The 24,321-nt window shown below is 53.8% G+C and carries 21 protein-coding genes and 2 tRNA genes; 18 read left to right on the top strand and 5 right to left on the bottom strand.

The genetic code is table 11. From position 1 onward, the window contains the following. The first annotated feature begins 32 nt into the window (after window positions 1–32). Together LRS40_RS09700 and cgtA are read left to right on the top strand one after the other, a co-directional pair. Window positions 33–1,016 (top strand): DMT family transporter, encoded by a 984-nt coding sequence (locus tag LRS40_RS09700; RefSeq protein ID WP_142487246.1) that lies wholly within the window; start codon window positions 33–35, stop codon window positions 1,014–1,016. Next, window positions 1,013–2,188: an Obg family GTPase CgtA gene (cgtA, locus tag LRS40_RS09705; protein WP_106994822.1), complete on the top strand. Its 1,176-nt coding sequence runs from the start codon at window positions 1,013–1,015 to the stop codon at window positions 2,186–2,188. Before LRS40_RS09700 ends, cgtA begins: the two co-directional genes overlap by 4 nt. Window positions 2,189–2,224: 36 nt before the next feature. Here the strand turns inward: cgtA and pmrB are convergent, their stop codons facing one another. From pmrB to dacB, 3 genes are read right to left on the bottom strand one after another with little or no spacing between them, the layout of a single operon-like run. Beyond that, window positions 2,225–3,268, bottom strand: a complete 1,044-nt coding sequence (pmrB, locus tag LRS40_RS09710; RefSeq protein WP_231313603.1) for a two-component system sensor histidine kinase PmrB — start codon at window positions 3,266–3,268, stop codon at window positions 2,225–2,227. Beyond that, window positions 3,265–3,927, bottom strand: a complete 663-nt coding sequence (pmrA, locus tag LRS40_RS09715; protein WP_142487244.1) for a two-component system response regulator PmrA — start codon at window positions 3,925–3,927, stop codon at window positions 3,265–3,267. Before pmrA ends, pmrB begins: the two co-directional genes overlap by 4 nt. 2 nt (window positions 3,928–3,929) lie before the next feature. After that, window positions 3,930–5,363, bottom strand: coding sequence for a serine-type D-Ala-D-Ala carboxypeptidase (gene dacB, locus LRS40_RS09720; RefSeq protein ID WP_231313604.1), 1,434 nt, complete (start codon window positions 5,361–5,363; stop codon window positions 3,930–3,932). 246 nt (window positions 5,364–5,609) lie between these two features. On the opposite strand from dacB, the gene greA reads away from it, so the two are divergent. Beyond that, on the top strand, window positions 5,610–6,086 hold the full coding sequence (gene greA / locus LRS40_RS09725) for a transcription elongation factor GreA (RefSeq protein WP_142487242.1): 477 nt from the start codon (window positions 5,610–5,612) through the stop codon (window positions 6,084–6,086). Between the two features lie 152 nt (window positions 6,087–6,238). Here greA and yhbY read toward each other — a convergent pair whose 3' ends face one another. Beyond that, window positions 6,239–6,532, bottom strand: a complete 294-nt coding sequence (gene yhbY / locus LRS40_RS09730; RefSeq protein WP_095099897.1) for a ribosome assembly RNA-binding protein YhbY — start codon at window positions 6,530–6,532, stop codon at window positions 6,239–6,241. A gap of 122 nt (window positions 6,533–6,654) precedes the next feature. Here yhbY and rlmE point away from each other — a divergent pair, with 122 nt between their 5' ends. The 6 genes from rlmE to LRS40_RS09760 all read left to right on the top strand — a co-directional run bounded on the left by rlmE (window position 6,655) and on the right by LRS40_RS09760 (window position 12,245). After that, window positions 6,655–7,281 carry a 23S rRNA (uridine(2552)-2'-O)-methyltransferase RlmE gene (rlmE, locus tag LRS40_RS09735; RefSeq protein WP_032614435.1) on the top strand — a complete coding sequence of 209 codons (627 nt, stop codon included), beginning with the start codon at window positions 6,655–6,657 and terminating at the stop codon, window positions 7,279–7,281. Between the two features lie 102 nt (window positions 7,282–7,383). Continuing rightward, window positions 7,384–9,318 (top strand): ATP-dependent zinc metalloprotease FtsH, encoded by a 1,935-nt coding sequence (gene ftsH, locus LRS40_RS09740; protein ID WP_142487241.1) that lies wholly within the window; start codon window positions 7,384–7,386, stop codon window positions 9,316–9,318. A gap of 94 nt (window positions 9,319–9,412) precedes the next feature. After that, window positions 9,413–10,261 carry a dihydropteroate synthase gene (folP, locus tag LRS40_RS09745; RefSeq protein ID WP_142487240.1) on the top strand — a complete coding sequence of 283 codons (849 nt, stop codon included), beginning with the start codon at window positions 9,413–9,415 and terminating at the stop codon, window positions 10,259–10,261. Continuing rightward, window positions 10,254–11,591, top strand: coding sequence for a phosphoglucosamine mutase (gene glmM / locus LRS40_RS09750; protein ID WP_156264718.1), 1,338 nt, complete (start codon window positions 10,254–10,256; stop codon window positions 11,589–11,591). The genes folP and glmM overlap by 8 nt, the downstream gene beginning before the upstream one ends. Before the next feature lie 221 nt (window positions 11,592–11,812). Further along, the gene (gene secG, locus LRS40_RS09755; protein ID WP_032614427.1) at window positions 11,813–12,145 is read left to right on the top strand and encodes a preprotein translocase subunit SecG; all 333 of its coding nucleotides are present in this window, start codon (window positions 11,813–11,815) and stop codon (window positions 12,143–12,145) included. Between the two features lie 13 nt (window positions 12,146–12,158). Beyond that, window positions 12,159–12,245: transfer RNA gene (locus tag LRS40_RS09760), tRNA-Leu, on the top strand. A 146-nt stretch (window positions 12,246–12,391) separates the two neighbouring features. Here the strand turns inward: LRS40_RS09760 and argG are convergent. Then, window positions 12,392–13,738, bottom strand: a complete 1,347-nt coding sequence (gene argG / locus LRS40_RS09765; RefSeq protein WP_142487238.1) for an argininosuccinate synthase — start codon at window positions 13,736–13,738, stop codon at window positions 12,392–12,394. A gap of 286 nt (window positions 13,739–14,024) precedes the next feature. On the opposite strand from argG, the gene LRS40_RS09770 reads away from it, so the two are divergent. The 9 genes from LRS40_RS09770 to nlpI all read left to right on the top strand — a co-directional run bounded on the left by LRS40_RS09770 (window position 14,025) and on the right by nlpI (window position 24,232). After that, window positions 14,025–14,101 (top strand) — tRNA-Met (locus tag LRS40_RS09770). A 207-nt stretch (window positions 14,102–14,308) separates the two neighbouring features. Continuing rightward, window positions 14,309–14,761: a ribosome maturation factor RimP gene (gene rimP / locus LRS40_RS09775; RefSeq protein ID WP_142487237.1), complete on the top strand. Its 453-nt coding sequence runs from the start codon at window positions 14,309–14,311 to the stop codon at window positions 14,759–14,761. A gap of 27 nt (window positions 14,762–14,788) precedes the next feature. Then, entirely contained in the window at window positions 14,789–16,276 is a 1,488-nt protein-coding gene (gene nusA, locus LRS40_RS09780) for a transcription termination factor NusA (protein ID WP_142487236.1), read from the top strand. Between the two features lie 24 nt (window positions 16,277–16,300). Next, window positions 16,301–18,991: a translation initiation factor IF-2 gene (infB, locus tag LRS40_RS09785; protein WP_142487235.1), complete on the top strand. Its 2,691-nt coding sequence runs from the start codon at window positions 16,301–16,303 to the stop codon at window positions 18,989–18,991. Window positions 18,992–19,095: 104 nt separating this feature from the next. Next, window positions 19,096–19,497 (top strand): 30S ribosome-binding factor RbfA, encoded by a 402-nt coding sequence (rbfA, locus tag LRS40_RS09790; protein WP_039031654.1) that lies wholly within the window; start codon window positions 19,096–19,098, stop codon window positions 19,495–19,497. Then, window positions 19,497–20,441 (top strand): tRNA pseudouridine(55) synthase TruB, encoded by a 945-nt coding sequence (truB, locus tag LRS40_RS09795; RefSeq protein ID WP_231313605.1) that lies wholly within the window; start codon window positions 19,497–19,499, stop codon window positions 20,439–20,441. The genes rbfA and truB overlap by 1 nt, the downstream gene beginning before the upstream one ends. A gap of 152 nt (window positions 20,442–20,593) precedes the next feature. Then, window positions 20,594–20,863, top strand: coding sequence for a 30S ribosomal protein S15 (gene rpsO, locus LRS40_RS09800; protein ID WP_032614416.1), 270 nt, complete (start codon window positions 20,594–20,596; stop codon window positions 20,861–20,863). Between the two features lie 241 nt (window positions 20,864–21,104). Further along, window positions 21,105–23,237 (top strand): polyribonucleotide nucleotidyltransferase, encoded by a 2,133-nt coding sequence (gene pnp, locus LRS40_RS09805; protein WP_142487233.1) that lies wholly within the window; start codon window positions 21,105–21,107, stop codon window positions 23,235–23,237. A gap of 110 nt (window positions 23,238–23,347) precedes the next feature. Next, window positions 23,348–24,232, top strand: coding sequence for a lipoprotein NlpI (gene nlpI / locus LRS40_RS09810; protein WP_231313606.1), 885 nt, complete (start codon window positions 23,348–23,350; stop codon window positions 24,230–24,232). The last annotated feature ends 89 nt before the right edge of the window (window positions 24,233–24,321 follow it).

The following is a 24,321-nucleotide window of genomic DNA, read 5'->3' on the forward strand; positions in this document are numbered from 1 at the left end:
ACCCGGTAATTTTTTCTGTAGGGAAAACGGGCATGAAGCAGCAGGCCGGCATTGGTATTCTTTTGGCGCTCACCACCGCAATGTGCTGGGGTGCACTGCCAATTGCAATGAAGCAGGTACTGGAAGTGATGGAGCCGCCTACGGTGGTGTTCTACCGCTTCCTGATGGCCGGTATAGGGTTGGGAATTATCCTTGCGATAAAAGGTAAGCTTCCCCCTCTGCGCATCTTTCGTAAACCGCGTTGGCTGGTGATGCTGGCGATTGCGACAGGTGGCCTGTTTGGCAACTTCATATTGTTCAGTTCTTCCCTGCAATATCTCAGCCCTACGGCATCGCAGGTTATAGGCCAGCTTTCACCGGTCGGTATGATGGTGGCCAGCGTCTTCATCCTTAAAGAGAAGATGCGCGGTACGCAGATTATCGGGGCAATGATGCTGCTTTGCGGTCTGGTGTTGTTCTTCAATACCAGTCTGATAGAGATATTTACTCGCCTGACGGATTACACCTGGGGTGTGATTTTCGGCGTGAGTGCGGCGGCGGTGTGGGTAAGTTATGGCGTCGCGCAAAAGGTGTTATTGCGTCGCCTGGCGTCACAGCAGATCCTGTTTTTGCTGTACACTTTATGTACTATTGCACTGTTGCCGCTGGCGAAGCCGGGAGTGATTACCCAGTTAAGCGACTGGCAGCTGGCGTGTCTGATCTTTTGTGGTCTGAACACGTTAGTCGGTTATGGCGCGCTGGCAGAAGCGATGGCGCGCTGGCAGGCAGCACAGGTGAGCGCACTGATTACGCTGACCCCGCTGTTTACGCTGTTATTTTCAGATTTATTATCAATGGCCTGGCCCGATTTCTTCGTCAAACCGATGTTAAACCTGTTGGCTTATCTCGGTGCGTTTGTCGTGGTTGCGGGCGCGATGTATTCCGCCATTGGTCATCGTCTTTGGGGACGTTGGCGCAAAAATGAAGCGGCTGTAGTGTCCCCCGCTCAGGCGAATGATTTACGGAGAGTAAAATGAAGTTTGTTGATGAAGCAACGATCCTGGTCGTGGCAGGTGATGGCGGTAATGGTTGCGTAAGCTTCCGCCGTGAAAAATATATTCCCCGTGGCGGCCCTGACGGCGGCGACGGCGGTGACGGCGGTGACGTATGGCTTGAAGCCGACGAAAACCTTAACACGCTGATCGATTACCGTTTCGAGAAAGCATTCCGCGCAGAGCGTGGCCAGAACGGCCAGAGCCGTGACTGTACCGGCAAACGCGGGAAAGACGTCAGCGTGAAGGTACCGGTCGGGACACGCGTTATCGATCAGGGTACGGGCGAAACCATGGGTGATATGACCAAACACGGTCAGCGCCTGATGGTCGCAAAAGGCGGCTGGCACGGCCTGGGCAACACCCGGTTCAAATCCTCCGTGAACCGTTCCCCGCGTCAAAAAACGATGGGTACACCGGGCGACAAGCGCGATCTGCAGCTCGAACTGATGCTGCTGGCAGACGTCGGGATGCTGGGGATGCCGAATGCCGGTAAATCTACCTTCATCCGCGCGGTCTCTGCGGCCAAGCCGAAAGTAGCGGACTATCCGTTTACCACCCTGGTGCCAAGCCTCGGCGTGGTGCGTATGGACACCGAGAAGAGCTTCGTGGTAGCCGATATCCCGGGCCTGATCGAAGGCGCCGCGGAAGGTGCTGGTTTAGGGATCCGCTTCCTGAAACACCTTGAGCGCTGTCGCGTTCTGCTGCACCTCATCGATATCGATCCGATCGACGGTTCCGATCCGGTGGAGAACGCCCGTATCATTATTGGCGAGCTGGAAAAATACAGCGATAAGCTGGCTGCTAAGCCGCGCTGGCTGGTCTTCAACAAGATCGACCTGATGGACAAAGCAGAAGCCGAAGCGAAGGCGAAAGCCATTGCTGAAGCGATGGGCTGGGAAGATAAATACTATCTTATCTCCGCTGCAAGCCAGATGGGCGTGAAGGATCTGTGCTGGGACGTGATGACCTTTATCATCGAAAACCCGGTTACTCAGGCAGAAGAAGCGAAACAGCCTGAAAAAGTCGAATTCATGTGGGATGACTACCACCGTCAGCAGCTTGAAGAGCAGACGGAAGAAGAAGACGACGAAGACTGGGATGACGACTGGGACGAAGACGACGAAGAAGGCGTCGAATTCATCTACAAGCGTTAAGACCGTCAATGGCCCCCTTATCAAGGGGGCTTTTTTTTAGTTTAGTTTTGTCGGTAGCCAACAGCCGACCATCAGCCCGCCTTCGGGACGGTTTTCCAGCGTCAGTTTGCCGCGGTGCAGCTGCACGATACGCTGCACGATGCTCAACCCTAGCCCGCTACCGCCATAACGTTGATCGATACGACGAAACGGTTCGGTAATGGACTGGCGATGTGCCTCATCAATGCCTGGCCCCCGATCGCAGACGCTCACCAGCGTGCCATCGTCGACTTCCTGCATTCTGACTTCAATGGTGGTTCCCGCCGGGCTGTAACGCACTGCGTTCTCCAGCAAATTGCGCAGCATCAGTCGTAGCAGGGTTGCGTCCCCCTGAACGCTCTGGGAGCCCGTCTGCGGCCAGATCACTGTGTGATCCCGGGTATCATTCTCCAGTGCCAGCGGTGCAAAAATAGATCCGCTCCAGTTAACCGTATCGTAATGCCCACTGGCCAAAGCCTGGCCCGCGCGAGCCAGCATCAGGAGTTGCTCCACGGTATGCATCAGCTGGTCGATACGGGCAATCAGCGTTGTCGCCTGGGGCGAGCCTGACTGCGCCATCAGCTCCAGGTGCAGGCGGATACCCGCCAGCGGCGTTCGCAGCTCGTGTGCGGCGTCAGCGGTGAAGAGGCGCTCCTGTTGAATGGTTTGATCCAGCCGGGCAAGAAGCTGATTTAGCGAGGTGGTGACGGCGCCAATTTCTTCCATGTCGGAATACATCGGCAGCGGGGAGAGATTATCAGCAGAGCGGTTTGCCAGGCTGGAGCGGAGCTGGTTGAGCGGGCGGGTGATCCAGCTGACCGCCCAGAAGGAGAAGAGCAGCGTAAAACCGACCATCACCAGCGAAGGTACCAGCAACGAGGCGATCGCCTCCCGGATCTCTTTCTCCACATGCTGGTTGCGCGCTTTGGCGGAAAGCGTCTCGTTGACCAGAAAGCCAATTTGCTCCCGGCTTTCATGCCAGAGCCAGATAACGCTGACCAGTTGAAAGAACAGCAGAATGACTGCCAACAGCACCATCAGACGACGGCGCATGCTGTTCATTTTTGGCTCTCCAGACGATAGCCCACGCCGCGCACGGTTTTGATCCGATCTTTACCCAGCTTACGCCGGAGGTTATGAATATGAACCTCCAGCGTGTTCGAGCCGGGATCGTCCTGCCAGGAATAGATGTCCTGCTGTAAGGTTTCACGGTGGACGGTCTGCCCGGTGCGCATGATGAGCCGCGTCAGCAGGGCGAACTCTTTTGGTGTTACCTCTACCGGCTGGGACTGTTGTAACACCTGCTGCGTTTGCAGATTTAGCGTCAGATCGCCGTCACTGAGCAGATTATCGCTGTGCCCCTGATAGCGCCGAATCAAGGCTCTGGCTCGCGCCTGCAGTTCCGCCAGGGCAAAGGGTTTCACCAGATAGTCGTCAGCGCCGGAGTCCAGGCCGTTGATGCGATCTTCTAGGGCATCACGCGCCGTCAGGATCAGCACTGGATTATCCACCCCGCGACGACGCCACTGGCTGAGCAGGGTGGCTCCGTCTTTATCCGGTAACCCAAGATCGAGGATTACAAGGCCATATTCACCGCTCTGGATAAGGCCATCAGCCTCGGCGGCAGTGCCAGCACAATCAAGCGTATAGCCCTCGGCTGAGAGCGCCAGAGCCAGTCCTTCCTGTAGCAGCAGATCGTCTTCGACAATGAGTAATTTCATCGCTAGTTATTCTGATAAATATCCTTGTAAAGCCGGCTCTCAAAGCGCACCAGCGGGATACGGCGATTGCGTTGGTCTGCAGGTTCAACCGCGTAGCCTGAAAGATACTGCACAAATGCCATCCGCTGCCCACTGGCCGTGGTGATAAATCCGGCAAGGTTATATACCCCCTGCAGTGAGCCCGTCTTAGCGGAGACTTTGCCATCCACGCCCGCGGCATGCAGGCCGGCCCGGTACTGCAGGGAGCCGTCATAACCGGCGAGCGGCAGCATCGAGATAAAGTTTAGTTCAGTGTCGTGCTGAGCAATGTACTGAAGGACCTGCATCATGGTGGCAGGCGAGATCAGGTTATGGCGCGAAAGACCGGAGCCATCGACCGCGATGGTATTCCCGAGCTCAATACCGGCCTGCTGACGCAGGATCTGCCGGACCGCATCCGAACCGGCACGCCAGGTGCCTGGTACGCCGAAGCGGGCATGGCCGATCATGCGAAACACGGTATCGGCGATCATGTTGTCTGATTTTTTCAGCATGATCTTCAGCAGATCGTGCAGCGGTGCCGATTGCTTACTGGCAATCACGGTGCCCGGTTCGTTGCTCTGAGTCTGGCGCAACAGCGTGCCGCTGTAGGTGATGTTGGCCTGCTTCAGTTCGTCTTTCAGGATCGCTCCGGCATAGCCTGCGCCATCCTGAATAGCGAAGGCCAGCGGCAGCGGATCGGCGCGTTGCGTCAGACAACCGGTTAGCGTAAAGCGGTTGAGATCGCCCGGGACCACATCCAGCTCGCAGTACTGCGCTTCCGGCGATCCTTTCGCCAGGGTTCGTACCTGGCTGAACATGGTGACCGGATAGTAGGACGCCACCCGGATAAAGGCTAAATCGTTGGGTTTTGGCGCGCTGTACAACGAAATGGAGAAGCAGTTGCGATCGACGATCGCGGCCGCAGGCGGTGCGCTAAAGCACTGGGTCATATCGTTCCACGGCCAGCCCGGGGCCTTATCGTGGCTGGCGAAGATGGAGGTGTCGATAAGCACATTGCCTTCAATGCGCTGCACGCCCGACTTCTTTAGCACGGCGACCATGTTGCGGATATCCTGACGCTTAAATGTCGGATCGCCGCCAAAACGGGCAATAAGATCGCCTTTCAGCACGCTGCTTTCGACGTTGCCTTTGCTCTCGAGCGTGGTGGTGAAGCGAAAATCGGGCCCCAGCTGCAGCAGGGCGGCCAGCGCCGTGATCACCTTTTGCGTACTGGCGGGCAGGGCCATCTGCTGACTGTGATAATCGATCTCAGGCGCCTGGGCGCCGACCTTCTGCACCATCAGGGCAAGGTTGGCGCCATCGGGCAGCTGATTAATATACTCGTCCACGTTCGCTGCCTGGACAGTGAACGCAATCGTGGTGGTCAATCCGATGATAAATCTGGAAAATCGCATAATCTCGCGCTAACAACCCGGAAACAAACCGTCATACTACGGCCCAACGCCCTGTAAAGTAAACGATGACCCATACTGAACTTCGCGGTAAAATACGTATCAAATTGAAAAATTACTGCTGACCTGGAACTTTGCTTCCGGGTCAGTTTTCTTTTGCTTCTGACCTGTGCCAGGCTGTGATGCCTGCGGGGCCAGTCGTCGGGTCGGTTACCCGTACCCAACAGGAATGTCAAAGAGGTATAACAAATGCAAGCTATTCCGATGACCTTACGTGGGGCTGAAAAACTGCGCGAAGAACTGGATTTTCTGAAATCTGTGCGCCGCCCTGAAATCATTGCCGCTATCGCGGATGCGCGTGAGCATGGCGATCTGAAAGAGAACGCTGAGTACCACGCTGCGCGTGAGCAGCAGGGTTTCTGCGAAGGTCGTATTAAAGATATCGAAGCTAAGCTGTCGAATGCGCAGGTGATTGATATCACCAAAATGCCAAATAACGGGCGTGTCATTTTTGGCTGCACCGTTACCGTGATCAATCTGGATAACGATGAAGAGGTTTCTTACCGCATCGTGGGTGATGACGAGGCAGATTTTAAGCAGAATCTGATCTCGGTAAACTCGCCGATTGCCCGCGGTCTGATTGGCAAAGAGCAGGACGATGTGGTCACTATCCGCACCCCGGGTGGGGAAGTGGAGTTCGAAATTATCAAGGTTGATTACCTGTAATTCGCATCTCCCGCCAGATGTTGATACATTGTAAAGATAGGAAAAAGGCCGCTTAGCGGCCTTTTATCAACTCAAGGAGCATGGCATTTTGCTCACCTGCTAAAGAAAAACCCCTCGTTTTACACAGAAAATGTGTTCAATTCAGGATAATCTTAGCGTGGCAGCGAGATTTTACGCTCTTTAGATGGGCGGTAGAGCACCAGCGTTTTACCGATGACCTGTACATTACAGGCGCCGGTTTCGCGCACGATTGCTTCCACGATCAAAGTCTTGGTCTCTCTGTCTTCAGAGGCGATTTTCACTTTGATTAATTCGTGGTGCTCCAGCGCTTGTTCAATCTCGGCCAGTACCCCTTCGGTCAAACCATTGTTGCCAAGCATTACTACAGGCTTGAGCGGATGTGCCAGACCTTTAAGGTGCTGTTTTTGTTTAGTACTCAGATTCATCGTATATTTTTGCTTACGTTGGGATTGAAAACGGTTCATTCTACCGCCATCTCCCTAATATCGCCAAATTGCTGAGTGGAAATTTACACCACAGGCTACGATGAACCAGGACGGAAAGTTAAATGACAGGTAAAAAGCGTTCTGCAAGCTCGAGCCGCTGGCTCCAGGAACACTTTAGCGATAAATATGTTCTACAGGCACAGAAAAAGGGGTTACGTTCCCGTGCCTGGTTTAAACTTGATGAAATACAGCAAAGTGACAAACTCTTTAAGCCGGGGATGACGGTTGTCGACCTCGGTGCAGCGCCCGGCGGATGGTCGCAATATGCGGTGACACAAATCGGCGGAACCGGCCGAATCATCGCCTGCGATCTTTTGCCTATGGATCCCATCGTTGGTGTGGACTTCCTTCAGGGCGATTTTCGTGATGAATTAGTACTGAAAGCGTTACTTGAACGGGTAGGTGACAGTAAAGTTCAGGTTGTCATGTCCGATATGGCGCCAAATATGTGCGGAACACCGGCGGTGGATATCCCTCGCTCCATGTATCTGGTAGAACTGGCGTTAGAAATGAGTCGTGATGTATTAGCGCCGGGTGGTAGTTTTTTAGTGAAGGTGTTCCAGGGCGAAGGTTTCGAGGAGTATCTGAAGGAAATTCGCTCCCTGTTTACGAAGGTCAAAGTTCGTAAGCCGGACTCTTCACGTGCGCGTTCACGTGAAGTGTATATTGTAGCGACCGGGCGAAAATGATAGCCGGTGGATTTCAGGCGAAAGTTTGAAATAAATCGGATACAGAGTATCCTGACGCTGTTTTTAACACAGTTGTAATAAGAGGTTAATCCCTTGAGTGACATGGCGAAAAACCTAATACTCTGGCTGGTCATTGCCGTTGTGCTGATGTCAGTATTCCAGAGCTTTGGGCCCAGCGAGTCTAATGGCCGTAAGGTGGACTACTCTACCTTCCTGCAAGAGGTCAACCAGGATCAGGTTCGCGAAGCGCGTATCAACGGACGTGAGATCAACGTTACCAAGAAAGATAGTAACCGTTACACGACTTACATTCCGGTGAACGATCCTAAGCTGCTTGATAACCTTCTGACTAAAAACGTCAAGGTGGTAGGTGAGCCGCCGGAAGAGCCAAGCCTGCTGGCTTCTATCTTCATTTCCTGGTTCCCGATGCTGCTGCTTATCGGCGTCTGGATCTTCTTTATGCGTCAAATGCAGGGCGGCGGTGGCAAAGGTGCCATGTCGTTCGGTAAGAGCAAGGCGCGTATGTTGACGGAAGACCAGATCAAAACCACTTTTGCTGACGTCGCAGGCTGCGATGAAGCAAAAGAAGAGGTGGGTGAACTGGTTGAATACCTGCGTGAGCCGAGCCGTTTCCAGAAACTGGGCGGTAAGATCCCGAAAGGCGTTCTGATGGTAGGTCCTCCTGGTACCGGTAAAACCCTGCTGGCGAAAGCTATCGCCGGTGAAGCGAAGGTACCGTTCTTTACCATTTCCGGTTCTGACTTCGTGGAAATGTTCGTTGGTGTCGGTGCATCCCGTGTGCGAGATATGTTCGAACAGGCCAAGAAAGCGGCACCGTGCATCATCTTTATCGATGAAATCGACGCCGTAGGCCGCCAGCGTGGCGCAGGCCTGGGCGGTGGTCACGATGAACGTGAGCAGACGCTGAACCAGATGCTGGTTGAGATGGATGGCTTCGAAGGTAACGAAGGCATTATCGTTATCGCGGCAACTAACCGTCCGGACGTTCTTGACCCTGCGCTGCTGCGTCCAGGCCGTTTTGACCGTCAGGTTGTGGTCGGTCTGCCAGACGTTCGTGGTCGTGAGCAGATCCTGAAAGTGCACATGCGTCGCGTACCGCTGTCTCCGGACATCGATGCGGCAATTATTGCGCGCGGTACCCCGGGCTTCTCCGGTGCCGATCTGGCTAACCTGGTGAACGAAGCTGCACTGTTTGCTGCTCGCGGCAATAAGCGTGTGGTCTCGATGGTGGAGTTCGAGAAAGCGAAAGACAAAATCATGATGGGTGCGGAACGTCGCTCCATGGTGATGACGGAAGCGCAGAAAGAGTCCACGGCTTACCACGAAGCAGGTCATGCGATTATCGGTCGTCTGGTGCCGGAACACGATCCGGTGCATAAAGTGACGATTATTCCGCGTGGTCGTGCGCTGGGCGTAACGTTCTTCCTGCCGGAAGGCGATGCCATCAGCGCCAGCCGTCAGAAACTGGAAAGTCAGATTTCAACCCTCTACGGTGGTCGCCTGGCAGAAGAGATTATCTACGGTGTGGAACATGTTTCGACCGGTGCGTCCAACGACATTAAAGTCGCGACCAACCTGGCGCGTAACATGGTGACCCAGTGGGGCTTCTCCGACAAACTCGGTCCGCTGCTGTATGCGGAAGAAGAGGGCGAAGTCTTCCTCGGCCGCAGCGTGGCGAAAGCGAAGCATATGTCCGATGAGACAGCGCGTATCATCGACCAGGAAGTGAAGTCGCTCGTTGAACGTAACTACGGTCGCGCGCGTCAGATCCTGAATGACAATATGGATATCCTGCACGCGATGAAAGATGCGCTCATGAAATATGAGACTATCGATGCACCGCAGATCGACGACCTGATGGCACGCCGCGATGTGCGTCCGCCAGCGGGTTGGGAAGATCCAGGTACGTCCAACAACTCTGACAACAATGGCACGCCACGTGCGCCGCGTCCGGTCGATGAACCGCGTACGCCAAACCCGGGCAACACCATGTCAGAACAGTTGGGCGACAAATAAGTCACCGCTGTAGATGATGTTCTCTTTACCTGAAACCCTGGGGCTTGCCCCGGGGTTTTTCTTGTCTGCTTAACCAAAAACTCAGGGATTTGCCATGAAACTCTTCGCCCAGGATTCTTATCTCGATCTGACTCATCCGCATGTGATGGGGATCCTGAACGTCACGCCAGACTCTTTCTCCGATGGCGGTACGCATAACACGCTGATTGAGGCGGTCAGACATGCGAATCTGATGATCAACGCCGGGGCGACCATCATCGATGTTGGCGGGGAGTCGACGCGACCGGGCGCGGCTGATGTCAGCGTGGACGAAGAGTTGTCCAGGGTGATCCCGGTGGTCGAAGCCCTTGCGCAGCGTTTTGAGGTCTGGATCTCGGTGGATACCTCTAAACCTGAGGTCATTCGCGAATCAGCGAGAGTGGGCGCTCACATTATTAATGATATCCGCTCCCTTACCGAGCCGGGGGCACTTGAGGCCGCCGCAGAGACTGGGTTGCCGGTTTGTCTGATGCATATGCAGGGCCAGCCGAAAACCATGCAGGATGCGCCGAAATATGACGACGTGTTTGCTGATGTGAACCGCTATTTTGTTGAACATATTGCGCGTTGTGAGCGTGCCGGCATCTCAAAAGAGAAATTGCTGCTCGACCCGGGATTCGGTTTCGGTAAAAATCTCTCTCATAACTTCGAGCTTCTTGCGCGCTTATCTGAGTTTCACCATTTTGGCCTGCCGCTATTGGTCGGGATGTCACGAAAATCAATGGTAGGTCAGTTGCTTAACGTTGGGCCTTCAGACCGCCTGAACGGGAGTCTGGCCTGCGCGGTCATTGCAGCGATGCAGGGAGCGCATATAATTCGCGTCCATGACGTAAAAGAGACAGCAGAAGCCATGCGAGTGGTGGAAGCCACACTGGCAGCTAAGGAAAACAACCGCTATGAGTAATCGTAAATTTTTTGGTACCGACGGCATTCGTGGACGCGTGGGCGATGCGCCAATCACACCTGAGTTTGTGCTGAAGTTAGGCTGGGCGGCTGGCAAAGTGCTGGCAAGCCACGGCTCGCGCAAAATCATTATCGGCAAAGATACGCGTATCTCTGGCTATATGCTCGAATCGGCGCTGGAAGCGGGTCTTTCCGCGGCGGGGCTCTCAGCCTCCTTTACCGGTCCAATGCCGACGCCAGCCGTAGCCTATCTCACCCGTGCCTTCCGCGCAGAAGCGGGAATTGTAATCTCTGCATCTCATAACCCGTTCTACGATAACGGCATCAAATTCTTCTCAATCGACGGCACCAAACTGCCGGATGATGTCGAAGAGGCCATCGAAGCGGAAATGGAAAAAGAGCTGACCTGCGTTGACTCCGCTGAACTGGGTAAAGCCAGCCGTATCGTCGATGCTGCGGGCCGCTACATTGAATTCTGTAAAGGCACTTTCCCGAACGAGCTGAGCCTCAGCCATCTGAAAATTGTGGTCGACTGCGCGAACGGTGCAACCTACCACATCGCGCCAAACGTGTTCCGCGAACTGGGTGCGCAGGTTGTGGCCATTGGTTGTGAACCTAACGGGCTGAACATTAACGCTGAAGTGGGGGCTACGGATGTTCGCGCACTGCAGGCGCGCGTCCTGGCAGAGAAGGCCGATCTGGGCATCGCCTATGACGGCGACGGCGACCGTGTGATCATGGTTGACCACGAAGGTAATAAGGTCGACGGGGATCAGATCCTCTATATCATTGCCCGTGAAGGCCTGCGCCAGGGGCAGCTGCGCGGCGGTGCCGTCGGGACGTTGATGAGCAACATGGGCCTGGAGCTGGCGCTCAAACAACTCGGTATTCCGTTTGTGCGCGCGAAAGTGGGCGATCGCTACGTGCTGGAAAAACTGCAGGAGAAAGGCTGGCGCATCGGTGCGGAAAACTCCGGTCACGTGATCCTGCTCGACAAAACCACCACCGGTGACGGCATTGTGGCAAGTCTGCAGGTGGTCGCGGCCATGGTACGTAACCATATGTCCCTGCACGATCTGTGCAGCGGGATGAAAATGTTCCCGCAGATCCTGGTTAACGTCCGCTTCACGGCCGGTAAAGGCGATCCGCTGGAAAACGACAATGTTAAAGCGGTGATGGCTGAGGTCGAAGCGGCCCTGGGCTCCCGTGGCCGCGTCCTGCTGCGTAAGTCTGGCACCGAGCCGCTGATCCGCGTGATGGTGGAAGGGGAGGACGAAGCGCAGGTGACTGAATTTGCGCATCGCATCGCCGATGCCGTAAAAGCAGCATAATTCTCGTTAAGTGTCTAAAAAGGCGGCGCTTGCCGCCTTTGTTTTGCTCAGTGGCTGCGGTTTTGCTGTTTTTTTCCGCACTTGATACAATGAGCTGAAATTGCCCTTGCGAAGGTCATTCGCTTTGGTTAGTATTCACACCCGCTTCAGTGGGAAAGCAAAACTCCTGCTTATTGGTTGAAGCATTGGTATGCGGCAAATCCGCAAGGAACAGGTTGATTATGTACGAAGCTCTTTTGGTAGTTTTCCTTATTGTAGCCATCGCTCTGGTAGCGTTGATTATGCTGCAGCAAGGTAAAGGCGCTGATATGGGGGCCTCTTTTGGAGCAGGCGCTTCTGGTACGCTGTTCGGTTCAAGTGGTTCTGGTAACTTCATGACTCGCGCAACGGCGATTCTGGCAACGCTGTTTTTCATCATCAGTCTGGCGCTTGGCAATATCAACAGCAACAAGACCAGTAAAGGAAGCGAGTGGGAAAATCTGAGCGCACCGGCGAAATCCGAGCAGACTCAGCCAGCTGCACCGGCTAAGCCGACCAGCGATATCCCACAGTAATAGAAGTAACAGTGCTGAGGTGGTGGAATTGGTAGACACGCTACCTTGAGGTGGTAGTGCCCTAACGGGCTTGTGGGTTCGAGTCCCATCCTCAGTACCAATATTCCGAAGAAAAGACGTCGCAAGACGTCTTTTTTTTCGTCTGTAGTTTGTGATTTTGCCCGGCGGTACGATGCTTGCCGGGCCCGGGAAAACACAACAACAAAAAAGGCGCCCTCAGGCGCCTTTTGCATTTTTTGTTCGCGATTACTGCTTATCGCTGTTTTCCAGATTCTCGACCTGCGGCAGACCATTACCTGTTGATACGGAGAGCAGACCGTTCTCGGTATAGGTGAACAGCTTGGCGCGAGTATCGGTGATATCCAGGTTGCGCATGGTCAGCTGACCGATACGATCGTCCGGGGAGAAGACGGACTCGCCTTTTTCCATGGTCAGACGCTCTGCCTGATAGGTCAGGTTGTCAGACACGGTATTCAGAATCGAGTAGTCGTTACCGCGACGCAGTTCCAGGGTCACTTCACCAGTAATCGCGCTTGCCACCCAACGCTGCAGGGCATCACGCAGCATCAGCGCCTGCGGATCGAACCAGCGGCCCTGGTACAGCAGTTTGCCCAACTGACGGCCATGAGAGTGGTACTGCTCAATGGTGTCTTCGTTATGAATACCGGTCAGCAGACGCTCATAAGCGATGTGCAGCAGCGCCATCCCCGGCGCTTCATAGATGCCACGGCTTTTCGCTTCGATGATACGGTTTTCAATCTGATCGCTCATGCCCAGACCATGACGGCCGCCGATGCGGTTTGCTTCCAGCATCAGTTCCACATCGTCAGAGAAGGTCTGGCCGTTCAGGGCAACCGGGTGGCCGCGTTCAAAACGCACGGTCACTTCTTCCGCCTGGATTTTGACGTTTTCGTCCCAGAACTTCACGCCCATGATCGGGTTAACGATCTTCACGCTGGAGTTCAGGAATTCCAGGTCTTTTGCTTCGTGCGTTGCACCCAGCATGTTGGAGTCGGTGGAGTAAGCTTTCTCGACTGACATTTTGTAGTCAAAGCCACAGGCGATCATAAATTCGGACATTTCGTGACGGCCACCGAGTTCGTCGATGAAGTCAGTATCCAGCCATGGCTTGTAGATCTGCAGTTCAGCGTTAGTCAGCAGGCCATAGCGGTAGAAACGCTCAATGTCGTTGCCTTTATAGGTGCTGCCATCACCCCAGATGTTAACGCCATCGTCTTTCATCGCGGCAACCAGCATGGTGCCGGTAACGGCACGGCCCAGCGGGGTGGTATTGAAATAGGTCAGGCCGCCGGTAGTGTTATGGAATGCGCCACACTGAATGGCAGCGATACCTTCGGCAACCAGCTGCTTACGGCAGTCAATCAGGCGTGCGTTCTCTGCACCGTACTCCATGGCACGACGAGGGATCGCATCATAATCGTCCTCATCCGGCTGACCCAGGTTCGCAGTATATGCATAAGGAACCGCTCCCTTCTGGCGCATCCACAGCAGTGCAGCGCTGGTATCCAGGCCGCCTGAAAAAGCGATGCCAATACGTTGTCCTTGCGGAAGATGCTTGAGAATCGTCGTCATAAAATAAAACCCTGCTTGATTGACTGATGAGTGATCGCTTTCACCCTAAATGCATTTTTATGCAGAATAAGTGAGTTTTCATTTAATCATCTTTTGGCAAGTACCGAAAGTGATTCGTGTATTTTTTGTAAAAATTTCCCGCCTGAATCGCTGTGGTTCACAGGGTTGACAGGCGGTGTCCGCTATCAATATACTGTACGCCGATTTTACGTCCCGTCCTCGGTACCAAATCCCAGCATTATTTGCATTTTTTACCCACAGCGAGTAGAATTTGCCACGTTTCAGGCGCGGGGTGGAGCAGCCTGGTAGCTCGTCGGGCTCATAACCCGAAGGTCGTCGGTTCAAATCCGGCCCCCGCAACCACTTTCCTATAAAGTCCTTTTTCAAATATACTGTGAAGACTTAGCGCCTTCGTAGCTGGATTTGAAAAAATTCTTTTTGAAAGTGCTCCAGGCCACTGTTGTGGCTATAGGGTTCAGTTATCTAAAGCCCCGATTTATCGGGGTTTTTTGTTATCTGACTACAGAATAACTGGGCTTTATGCCCTTTTTTTACGTCTTGGGGGTGGGCTTGTCCACATTAGACCAAAAATTAACAGAGATGATTAAAGCACCAGTCGAAGCACTGGGCTACGAACTGGTCGGCATCGAATTCATTCGCAGCCGTACATCCACGCTGCGCATCTATATTGATAGTGAAGATGGCATCAATGTTGATGATTGTGCTGATGTTAGCCACCAGGTGAGTGCGGTTCTTGATGTTGAAGATCCCATTACCGTCGCCTATAACCTGGAAGTTTCCTCGCCTGGTCTGCATCGCCCGCTGTTCACTGCTGAACACTACACTCACTACATTGGTGAAGAGGCGGCTCTCGTTCTGCGTATGGCTGTACAAAACCGCCGTAAATGGCAGGGCGTTATTAAGGCCGTTGATGGTGAGATGATCACAGTAACAGTCGAAGGCAAAGATGAAGTGTTCGCGCTGAGTAATATCCAGAAGGCGAACCTGGTTCCCCACTTTTAACAGTCTGGATGAGGTGAAAAGCCCGCGATGAACAAAGAAATTTTGGCTGTTGTTGAAGCCGTTTCCAACGAAAAATCACTGCCGCGCGAGAAGATTTTCGAAGCGCTGGAAAGTGCACTGGCTACGGCAACCAAGAAAAAATACGAACAAGAGATCGATGTCCGCGTTGAAATCGATCGCAAAAGCGGCGACTTCGATACCTTCCGTCGTTGGGTTATCGTTGAAGAAGTCACCCAGCCAACGAAAGAGATTACCCTGGAAGCGGCACGTTTCGAAGACGAAAGCCTGAACCTCGACGATTACGTTGAAGATCAGATCGAATCCGTAACCTTCGACCGTATCACCACCCAGACTGCTAAACAGGTTATCGTTCAGAAAGTACGTGAAGCTGAACGCGCCATGGTCGTTGACCAGTTCCGCGAGCACGAAGGCGAGATCATTACCGGCGTGGTGAAAAAAGTTAACCGCGACAACATCTCCCTGGATCTGGGTAGCAACGCCGAAGCAGTTATTCTGCGTGAAGATATGCTGCCGCGCGAAAACTTCCGTCCGGGTGACCGCATTCGTGGCGTACTGTACTCCGTGCGTCCAGAAGCACGTGGCGCACAGCTGTTCGTGACCCGTTCTAAACCTGAAATGCTGATCGAACTGTTCCGCATTGAAGTGCCAGAAATTGGCGAAGAAGTGATTGAGATTAAAGCCGCTGCCCGCGATCCGGGTTCCCGTGCGAAAATCGCGGTAAAAACCAACGATAAGCGTATCGATCCGGTAGGTGCTTGTGTCGGTATGCGTGGCGCGCGCGTTCAGGCTGTTTCGACTGAACTCGGCGGCGAGCGTATTGATATCGTTCTGTGGGACGACAACCCGGCGCAGTTCGTGATTAACGCGATGGCACCGGCTGATGTAGCGTCTATCGTAGTAGACGAAGACAAGCACACCATGGATATCGCCGTTGAAGCAGGTAACCTGGCGCAGGCTATCGGCCGTAACGGTCAGAACGTCCGTCTGGCTTCACAGCTGAGCGGTTGGGAACTCAACGTAATGACCGTTGACGACCTGCAGGCTAAGCATCAGGCAGAAGCCCATGCAGCCATTGATACCTTCACTAAGTACCTGGACATTGACGAAGACTTCGCCACCGTTCTGGTTGAAGAAGGTTTCTCAACGCTGGAAGAGTTGGCCTATGTGCCAATGAAAGAACTGCTGGAAATTGACGGTCTGGATGAAGCAACCGTTGAAGCCCTGCGTGACCGCGCTAAAAACGCACTGACCACCCTGGCACTGGCTCAGGAAGAAAGCCTTGGTGATAACAAGCCGGCTGATGACCTGCTGAATCTGGAAGGTCTTGATCGTGCGATTGCGTTCAAGCTGGCTGCCCGTGGTGTTTGTACGCTGGAAGATCTCGCTGAACAAGGCGTTGATGACCTGGCTGATATCGAAGGTTTAACCGACGAGAAAGCCGGCGAGCTCATCATGGCCGCACGTAATATTTGCTGGTTCGGCGACGAAGCGTAATAAACTGTAGCAGGAAGGAACAGCATGACTGATGTAACTGTAAAAACGCTGGCTGCTGAGATTCAGACTTCCGTGGACCGCCTGGTACAGCAATTTGCTGATGCAGGGATCCCGAAGTCCGCTGATGACTCAGTGACCGCGCAAGAGAAACAAACCTTATTATCGCACCTGAACCGTGAACACGGTTCAGCGCCTGATAAACTGACGTTACAGCGTAAAACGCGCAGTACGTTAAATGTTCCAGGTACCGGTGGAAAAAGCAAATCGGTACAAATCGAAGTCCGCAAGACGCGCACCTTTGTAAAACGTGATCCGCAAGAGGCAGAACGCCTTGCCGCGGAAGAGCAGGCACAGCGTGAAGCGGAAGAACAAGCTCAGCGTGAGGCAGAAGCAACTGCCAAGCGTGAGGCAGAATTAAAAGCTGAACGTGAGGCCGCAGAAAAAGCGAAGCGCGATGCCAGTGATAAAGCGAAGCGTGACGCGGCGGAAAAAGACAAAGTGAGCAATCAACAGACTGACGAAATGACCAAAACAGCCCAGACGGAAAAAGCCCGTCGTGAAAATGAAGCTGCTGAACTGAAGCGTAAAGCGGAAGAAGAAGCTCGCCGTAAGCTGGAAGAAGACGCACGTCGTGTTGCTGAAGAAGCGCGCCGTATGGCAGAAGAAAACGAGAAGAATGGTGTTAATCCTGTTGAGCAGACAGAAGACACCAGTGATTACCACGTAACCACTTCTCAGCACGCGCGCCAGGCAGAAGACGAAAACGACCGTGAGGTTGAAGGTGGCCGTGGCCGTACCCGCACCGCATCGAAAACTGCCCGTCCTCAGAAGAAAGGCAACAAGCACGCTGAATCCAAAGCCGATCGCGAAGAAGCGCGTGCAGCGGGTCGCGGCGGTAAAGGCGGCAAGCGTAAAGGTTCCGCGCTGCAGCAAGGCTTCCAGAAGCCAGCTCAGGCCGTTAACCGTGACGTAATCATTGGCGAAACCATCACCGTTGGCGATCTGGCTAACAAGATGGCCGTTAAAGGCTCTCAGGTCATCAAAGCGATGATGAAGCTGGGCGCTATGGCGACCATCAACCAGGTTATCGACCAGGAAACCGCACAGCTGGTTGCCGAAGAGATGGGCCACAAAGTTATCCTGCGTCGTGAAAACGAGCTGGAAGAAGCGGTAATGAGCGACCGTGACACTGGCGCAGCCGCTGAGCCGCGTGCACCGGTTGTGACCATCATGGGTCACGTTGACCACGGTAAAACCTCTCTGCTGGACTACATTCGTTCCACGAAAGTGGCCTCCGGCGAAGCAGGCGGCATTACCCAGCACATCGGTGCCTACCACGTAGAAACCGACAACGGGATGATCACCTTCCTGGATACCCCGGGCCACGCCGCGTTTACCTCTATGCGTGCTCGTGGTGCGCAGGCAACGGATATCGTTGTTCTGGTGGTAGCAGCAGACGATGGCGTGATGCCGCAGACAATCGAAGCTATCCAGCACGCTAAAGCGGCGCAGGTGCCTCTGGTTGTTGCAGTGAACAAAATCGATAAGCCAGAAGCGGACATGGATCGCGTTAAAAACGAACTGTCCCAGTACGGCGTTATGCCGGAAGAGTGGGGCGGCGAGTCTCAGTTCATCCCGGTTTCTGCAAAAGTGGGTACCGGTATTGATGACCTGCTGAACGCTATCCTGCTGCAGGCTGAAGTTCTGGAGCTGAAAGCGGTTCGCAATGGTATGGCAAGCGGCGCGGTGATCGAGTCCTTCCTGGACAAAGGTCGTGGCCCGGTTGCTACCGTTCTGGTACGTGAAGGTACCCTGAACAAAGGCGACATCGTGCTGTGTGGCTTCGAATATGGCCGTGTTCGTGCAATGCGCGACGAACTGGGTCGTGAAGTTCTGGAAGCAGGTCCGTCCATTCCTGTGGAAATCCTGGGCCTGTCCGGTGTTCCGGCTGCCGGTGATGAAGTGACCGTTGTCCGTGACGAGAAGAAAGCGCGTGAAGTTGCGCTGTACCGTCAGGGCAAATTCCGTGAAGTCAAACTGGCTCGCCAGCAGAAATCTAAACTCGAGAACATGTTTGCCAACATGACCGAAGGCGAAGTTCACGAAGTGAACGTCGTTCTGAAGGCGGACGTGCAGGGTTCTGTGGAAGCGATCTCCGACTCTTTACTGAAACTGTCTACCGACGAAGTGAAAGTGAAGATCATCGGTTCTGGCGTAGGTGGTATCACCGAAACCGACGCAACCCTGGCTGCAGCGTCCAACGCAATTCTGGTTGGCTTCAACGTCCGTGCCGATGCTTCGGCGCGTCGCGTGATCGAATCGGAAAGCCTGGATCTGCGTTACTACTCCGTCATCTATCACCTGATCGACGAAGTGAAAGCGGCGATGAGCGGCATGCTGTCTCCGGAACTGAAACAGCAGATCATCGGTCTGGCTGAAGTACGTGATGTGTTCAAATCACCGAAATTCGGTGCGATCGCGGGCTGTATGGTTACCGAAGGTAACATCAAGCGTCACAACCCAATCCGCGTCCTGCGTGACAACGTGGTTATCTATGAAGGCGAGCTGGAATCCCTGCGCCGCTTCAAAGATGACGTTAACGAAGTCCGTAACGGCATGGAATGTGGTATCGGCGTGAAGAACTACAACGACGTTCGCGTTGGCGATATGATCGAAGTGTTCGAGATCATCGAGATCCAACGCAGCATCGACTAATCCCCTGCGGATAAGTCCACATGTAAGCCGGGATAGCCTCGCGCCACCCGGCAAGAATTAATAAAAAGGGGCTAAGAGCCCCTTTTTTGTCTGGAGAATTTATTATGGCGAAAGAATTTGGTCGCCCACAGCGCGTTGCCCAGGAGATGCAAAAAGAGATCGCAATCATCCTGCAGCGCGAAATTAAAGACCCACGCCTGGGCATGATGACGACAGTGTCCGGTGTTGAAGTGTCCCGCGATCTGGCCTATGCCAAAGTGTTCGTGACCTTCCTGAACGATCAGGATGAAGCCGCGGTTAAGCTGGGCATCAAAGCCCTGCAGGATGCCTCCGGTTTTATCCGCTCTCTGCTGGGCAAAGCCATGCGCCTGCGTATCGTGCCGGAACTGACCTTCTTCTACGACAACTCACTGGTTGAAGGGATGCGCATGTCCAACCTGGTCACCAGCGTGGTCAAGCAGGATGATGAGCGTCGTGTGAACCCGGACGATAAAAAGGAGGACTGATGAGTCGTCCTCGTCGTCGCGGTCGCGACGTGCACGGCGTGCTGCTGCTGGATAAGCACCAGGGTGCTTCCAGTAACGACGTGCTGCAAAAAGTAAAACGTCTCTACAATGCTAACCGTGCCGGTCATACCGGTGCGCTGGATCCGCTGGCGACCGGCATGCTGCCGGTTTGCCTGGGTGAAGCGACGAAGTTTTCCCAGTATCTGCTGGATTCTGACAAACGCTACCGGGTTATCGCGAAGTTGGGCCAGCGCACGGATACTTCCGATGCGGATGGTCAGGTCGTAGAAGAGCGTCCGGTAACGTTCAGCGCTGAACAGCTTGAAGCTGCACTGGAGAGTTTCCGCGGCGACACCGAGCAGGTGCCGTCGATGTATTCCGCACTGAAATACCAGGGCAAAAAACTCTACGAGTATGCGCGCCAGGGTATTGAAGTGCCGCGTGAAGCCCGCCCGATTACGGTGTACGAGCTGCTGTTCATTCGCCACGAAGGTGATGAGCTGGAGCTGGAAGTTCACTGCTCAAAAGGCACTTACATTCGTACTATCATTGACGATCTGGGCGAGAAGCTGGGCTGTGGCGCACACGTGATCTATCTGCGTCGTCTGGCGGTCAGTAAGTACCCGGCGGAACGGATGGTGACGCTGGAGCAGCTGCAGGCGCTGGTTGAGCAGGCACAGGAGCAGGGTATCGATGCAGCCGATCTGCTGGACCCACTGCTGATGCCGATGGACAGTCCAGCTTCGGACTATCCGGTGGTCAATTTGCCGTTAACCTCGTCTGTTTACTTTAAAAATGGTAATCCGGTGCGCACCACTGACGTCCCTCATCAGGGGCTGGTACGCGTTACGGAAGGCGATGACAACACCTTTATCGGCATGGGTGAAATCGACGACGAAGGTCGTGTTGCACCGCGCCGTCTGGTGGTCGAATATCCGGCATAAGCTGACGCCTTACCTTGCGATAAGCAGGGGAGGCGGGTAGAATATTGCCGCTTAACGTCTGGTGAATTGTTTAACAATTGGCAAGCGTTATACATGGGATAGCTGAATTAGAGATCGGCATCCTTTCATTCTTTATACTTTGGAGTTTTAAAATGTCTCTAAGCGTTGAAGCTAAAGCTAAAATCGTTTCTGAGTTTGGTCGTGATGCTAACGACAGCGGTTCTACCGAAGTTCAGGTTGCACTGCTGACTGCACAGATTAACCACCTGCAGGGTCACTTTGCAGAGCACAAAAAAGATCACCACAGCCGTCGTGGTCTGCTGCGCATGGTTTCTCAGCGTCGTAAACTGCTCGACTACCTGAAACGTAAAGATGTTGCACGCTACACCGCGCTGATCGAGCGTCTGGGCCTGCGTCGCTAAGTCTTGCGAGTTTCAGAAAAGGGGGCCTTATGGCCCCTTTTTTCAACCAGACCGCAGCAATTCACTGGAAACTAATGTATTGTTGCTATAAATGATCTTCATTGCAGAGGTTCGCGCGGCTAATGAGAGGCTTCACCCATGGGGGTGTCGGTTGTCATTAGTCGCGAGGATGCGAAGAAGGTCCGGTTAAACGTCAGCACGCCTCTGGTGTGCTGTCATTCATTTAAGAAAGGACAGAATCTTGCTGAATCCGATCGTTCGTAAATTCCAGTACGGTCAGCACACCGTCACGCTGGAAACCGGCATGATGGCGCGTCAGGCTACTGCTGCCGTTATGGTAAGCATGGATGACACCGCGGTATTCGTAACCGTGGTTGGCCAGAAAAAAGCAAAACCAGGTCAGGACTTCTTCCCTCTGACCGTTAACTACCAGGAGCGTACCTACGCTGCCGGTAAAATCCCGGGTGGCTTCTTCCGTCGTGAAGGCCGTCCAAGCGAAGGCGAAACCCTGATTGCGCGTCTGATTGACCGCCCGGTTCGCCCGCTGTTCCCGGAAGGCTTCGTTAACGAAGTTCAGGTTATCGCGACCGTTGTTTCCGTTAACCCACAGGTTAACCCGGACATCGTGGCGATGATCGGCGCATCTGCAGCCCTGTCCCTGTCTGGTATTCCATTCAACGGTCCAATCGGTTCTGCTCGCGTGGGTTACATCAACGACCAGTACGTTCTGAACCCGACTCAGGACGAGCTGAAAGAGAGCAAGCTGGACCTGGTTGTTGCGGGTACAGAAGCGGCGGTACTGATGGTTGAATCCGAAGCAGAACTGCTGAGCGAAGACCAGATGCTGGGCGCGGTGGTCTTTGGCCACGAGCAGCAGCAGATCGTTATCCAGAACATCAACGATCTGGTGAAAGAAGCCGGTAAACCACGTTGGGACTGGCAGCCAGAAGCGGTTAACGAAGCGCTGAACGCGCGCGTTGCTGCCCAGGCTGAATCACGTCTGAGCGATGCTTACCGCATCACCGACAAACAAGAGCGTTATGCTCAGGTTGACGTCATCAAATCTGAAACCATCGCTACGCTGGTTGCAGAAGATGAGTCCCTGGACGCGAACGAGCTGAGCGAAATTCTGCACGCTATCGAGAAAAACGTTGTTCGTAGCCGCGTTCTGGCTGGCGAGCCGCGTATCGATGGCCGTGAAAAAGACATGATCCGTGGTCTGGATGTGCGTACTGGCGTTCTGCCACGTACTCACGGTTCCGCACTGTTCACCCGTGGTGAAACTCAGGCGCTGGTTACTGCGACCCTGGGTACTGCCCGTGACGCACAGAACATCGACGAACTGATGGGCGAGCGCACTGACAGCTTCCTGTTCCACTACAACTTCCCTCCGTACTCCGTTGGTGAGACCGGTATGGTAGGTTCGCCGAAGCGTCGTGAAATTGGTCACGGTCGTCTGGCGAAGCGCGGTGTTCTGGCTGTTATGCCAGATGCTGATAAATTCCCGTACACCGTTCGCGTGGTTTCTGAAATCACCGAATCTAACGGTTCTTCTTCCATGGCTTCCGTGTGTGGTGCTTCTCTGGCACTGATGGACGCGGGTGTTCCGGTGAAAGCTGCCGTTGCGGGTATCGCGATGGGTCTGGTGAAAGAAGGCGACAACTACGTTGTTCTGTCTGACATCCTGGGCGACGAAGATCACCTGGGTGATATGGACTTCAAAGTTGCGGGTTCCCGCGAAGGTATCTCTGCCCTGCAGATGGATATCAAAATTGAAGGCATCACCAAAGAGATCATGCATGCTGCGCTGAACCAGGCGAAAGGTGCACGTCTGCACATCCTGAGCGTGATGGAACAGGCGATTAACGCGCCACGTGGCGACATTTCTCAGTTCGCACCACGTATCCACACCATCAAGATCAGCCCGGACAAGATCAAAGACGTTATCGGTAAAGGCGGTTCTGTTATCCGTGCTCTGACCGAAGAGACCGGCACCACCATCGAAATCGAAGATGACGGTACTGTGAAGATCGCAGCGACCGACGGCGAGAAAGCGAAATTTGCTATCCGTCGTATCGAAGAGATCACCGCAGAGATCGAAGTGGGCCGTATCTACAGCGGTAAAGTGACCCGTATCGTTGACTTTGGCGCATTCGTTGCCATCGGTGGCGGTAAAGAAGGTCTGGTTCACATCTCTCAGATCGCTGACAAGCGCGTTGAGAAAGTGACCGATTACCTGCAGATGGGTCAGGAAGTTCCGGTTAAAGTTCTGGAAGTTGACCGTCAGGGCCGTATCCGTCTGAGCATTAAAGAAGCGACTGAGCAGTCATCTGCCGCTGCACCGGAAGCTCCGGCAGCAGAACAGGGCGAGTAAGGTTGCTGTTTGCCCTCCGCGCAAGCGGGGGGCTTGTTATCAGGCAGGACGCCTTGTTGAGCCGCCGGGGGACAGGACGTTCATCCAATAGTTGTCTTCGGGAGTGGGAAATGAAGCCTTTTCTGCGCTGGTGTTTCGTTGCGACAGCTTTGACGCTGGCAGGATGCAGCAACTCTGCCTGGCGTAAAAGTGAAGTCCTCGCAGTGCCACTGCAACCGACTTTGCAGCAGGAAGTGATTCTGGCACGCATGGAACAAATTCTTGCCAGTCGGGCTTTAACCGATGACGAACGCGCACAGCTTTTATATGAGCGCGGAGTGTTGTATGATAGTCTCGGTCTGAGGGCACTGGCGCGAAATGATTTTTCACAAGCGTTGGCGATCCGACCGGATATGCCGGAAGTATTCAACTACTTAGGCATTTATTTAACGCAGGCAGGCAATTTTGATGCTGCCTATGAAGCGTTTGATTCTGTACTTGAGCTTGATCCAACTTACAACTACGCGCACTTGAATCGCGGGATCGCCCTGTATTACGGCGGTCGTGACAAGTTAGCGCAAGATGATCTGCTGGCGTTTTATCAAGACGATCCTAACGACCCTTTCCGTAGCCTGTGGCTTTACCTTGTTGAGCAGAAGCTCGATGCGAAGCAGGCCAAAGACGCGTTAAACCAACGCTTCGAAAAATCGGACAAGGCACAGTGGGGATGGAATATTGTCGAGTTCTACCTGAGCAACATCAGTGAAGCAACGCTGATGGAAAGGCTCAAGGCAGACGCAACGGATAACACCTCGCTCGCTGAGCATCTCAGTGAAACCAACTTCTATTTAGGTAAGTACTACCTAAGTCTGGGGGATATGGACAGCGCCACGGCACTGTTCAAATTAGCGGTTGCTAACAACGTACACAACTATGTTGAGCACCGTTATGCATTGTTGGAATTATCGCTCTTGGGCCAGGAGCATGACGACCTGGCAGAATCGGACCAGCAATAGCTGACGACATAAACATCAGCCCGTAATCATTTTTTGATTGCCATCATCTTAACGGGTGAGGGCGTTGTTGTTCGTCAATACACCTACTT

The organism is Leclercia sp. G3L (assembly GCF_021117075.1).
GTDB lineage: Bacteria > Pseudomonadota > Gammaproteobacteria > Enterobacterales > Enterobacteriaceae > Enterobacter > Enterobacter adecarboxylatus_C.

Excerpts from the sequence above, each read along its gene's own strand:
- cgtA (WP_106994822.1), top strand. The coding sequence starts at position 1,013 with ATGAAGTTTGTTGATGAAGCAACGATCCTGGTCGTGGCAGGTGATGGC.
- glmM (WP_156264718.1), top strand. The coding sequence starts at position 10,254 with ATGAGTAATCGTAAATTTTTTGGTACCGACGGCATTCGTGGACGCGTG.
- infB (WP_142487235.1), top strand. The coding sequence starts at position 16,301 with ATGACTGATGTAACTGTAAAAACGCTGGCTGCTGAGATTCAGACTTCC.
- argG (WP_142487238.1), bottom strand. The coding sequence starts at position 13,738 with ATGACGACGATTCTCAAGCATCTTCCGCAAGGACAACGTATTGGCATC.
- rpsO (WP_032614416.1), top strand. The coding sequence starts at position 20,594 with ATGTCTCTAAGCGTTGAAGCTAAAGCTAAAATCGTTTCTGAGTTTGGT.
- pmrA (WP_142487244.1), bottom strand. The coding sequence starts at position 3,927 with ATGAAATTACTCATTGTCGAAGACGATCTGCTGCTACAGGAAGGACTG.
- secG (WP_032614427.1), top strand. The coding sequence starts at position 11,813 with ATGTACGAAGCTCTTTTGGTAGTTTTCCTTATTGTAGCCATCGCTCTG.
- rbfA (WP_039031654.1), top strand. The coding sequence starts at position 19,096 with ATGGCGAAAGAATTTGGTCGCCCACAGCGCGTTGCCCAGGAGATGCAA.
- dacB (WP_231313604.1), bottom strand. The coding sequence starts at position 5,363 with ATGCGATTTTCCAGATTTATCATCGGATTGACCACCACGATTGCGTTC.
- pmrB (WP_231313603.1), bottom strand. The coding sequence starts at position 3,268 with ATGAACAGCATGCGCCGTCGTCTGATGGTGCTGTTGGCAGTCATTCTG.
- nusA (WP_142487236.1), top strand. The coding sequence starts at position 14,789 with ATGAACAAAGAAATTTTGGCTGTTGTTGAAGCCGTTTCCAACGAAAAA.
- rlmE (WP_032614435.1), top strand. The coding sequence starts at position 6,655 with ATGACAGGTAAAAAGCGTTCTGCAAGCTCGAGCCGCTGGCTCCAGGAA.
- nlpI (WP_231313606.1), top strand. The coding sequence starts at position 23,348 with ATGAAGCCTTTTCTGCGCTGGTGTTTCGTTGCGACAGCTTTGACGCTG.
- ftsH (WP_142487241.1), top strand. The coding sequence starts at position 7,384 with ATGGCGAAAAACCTAATACTCTGGCTGGTCATTGCCGTTGTGCTGATG.
- folP (WP_142487240.1), top strand. The coding sequence starts at position 9,413 with ATGAAACTCTTCGCCCAGGATTCTTATCTCGATCTGACTCATCCGCAT.
- LRS40_RS09700 (WP_142487246.1), top strand. The coding sequence starts at position 33 with ATGAAGCAGCAGGCCGGCATTGGTATTCTTTTGGCGCTCACCACCGCA.
- yhbY (WP_095099897.1), bottom strand. The coding sequence starts at position 6,532 with ATGAATCTGAGTACTAAACAAAAACAGCACCTTAAAGGTCTGGCACAT.
- truB (WP_231313605.1), top strand. The coding sequence starts at position 19,497 with ATGAGTCGTCCTCGTCGTCGCGGTCGCGACGTGCACGGCGTGCTGCTG.
- greA (WP_142487242.1), top strand. The coding sequence starts at position 5,610 with ATGCAAGCTATTCCGATGACCTTACGTGGGGCTGAAAAACTGCGCGAA.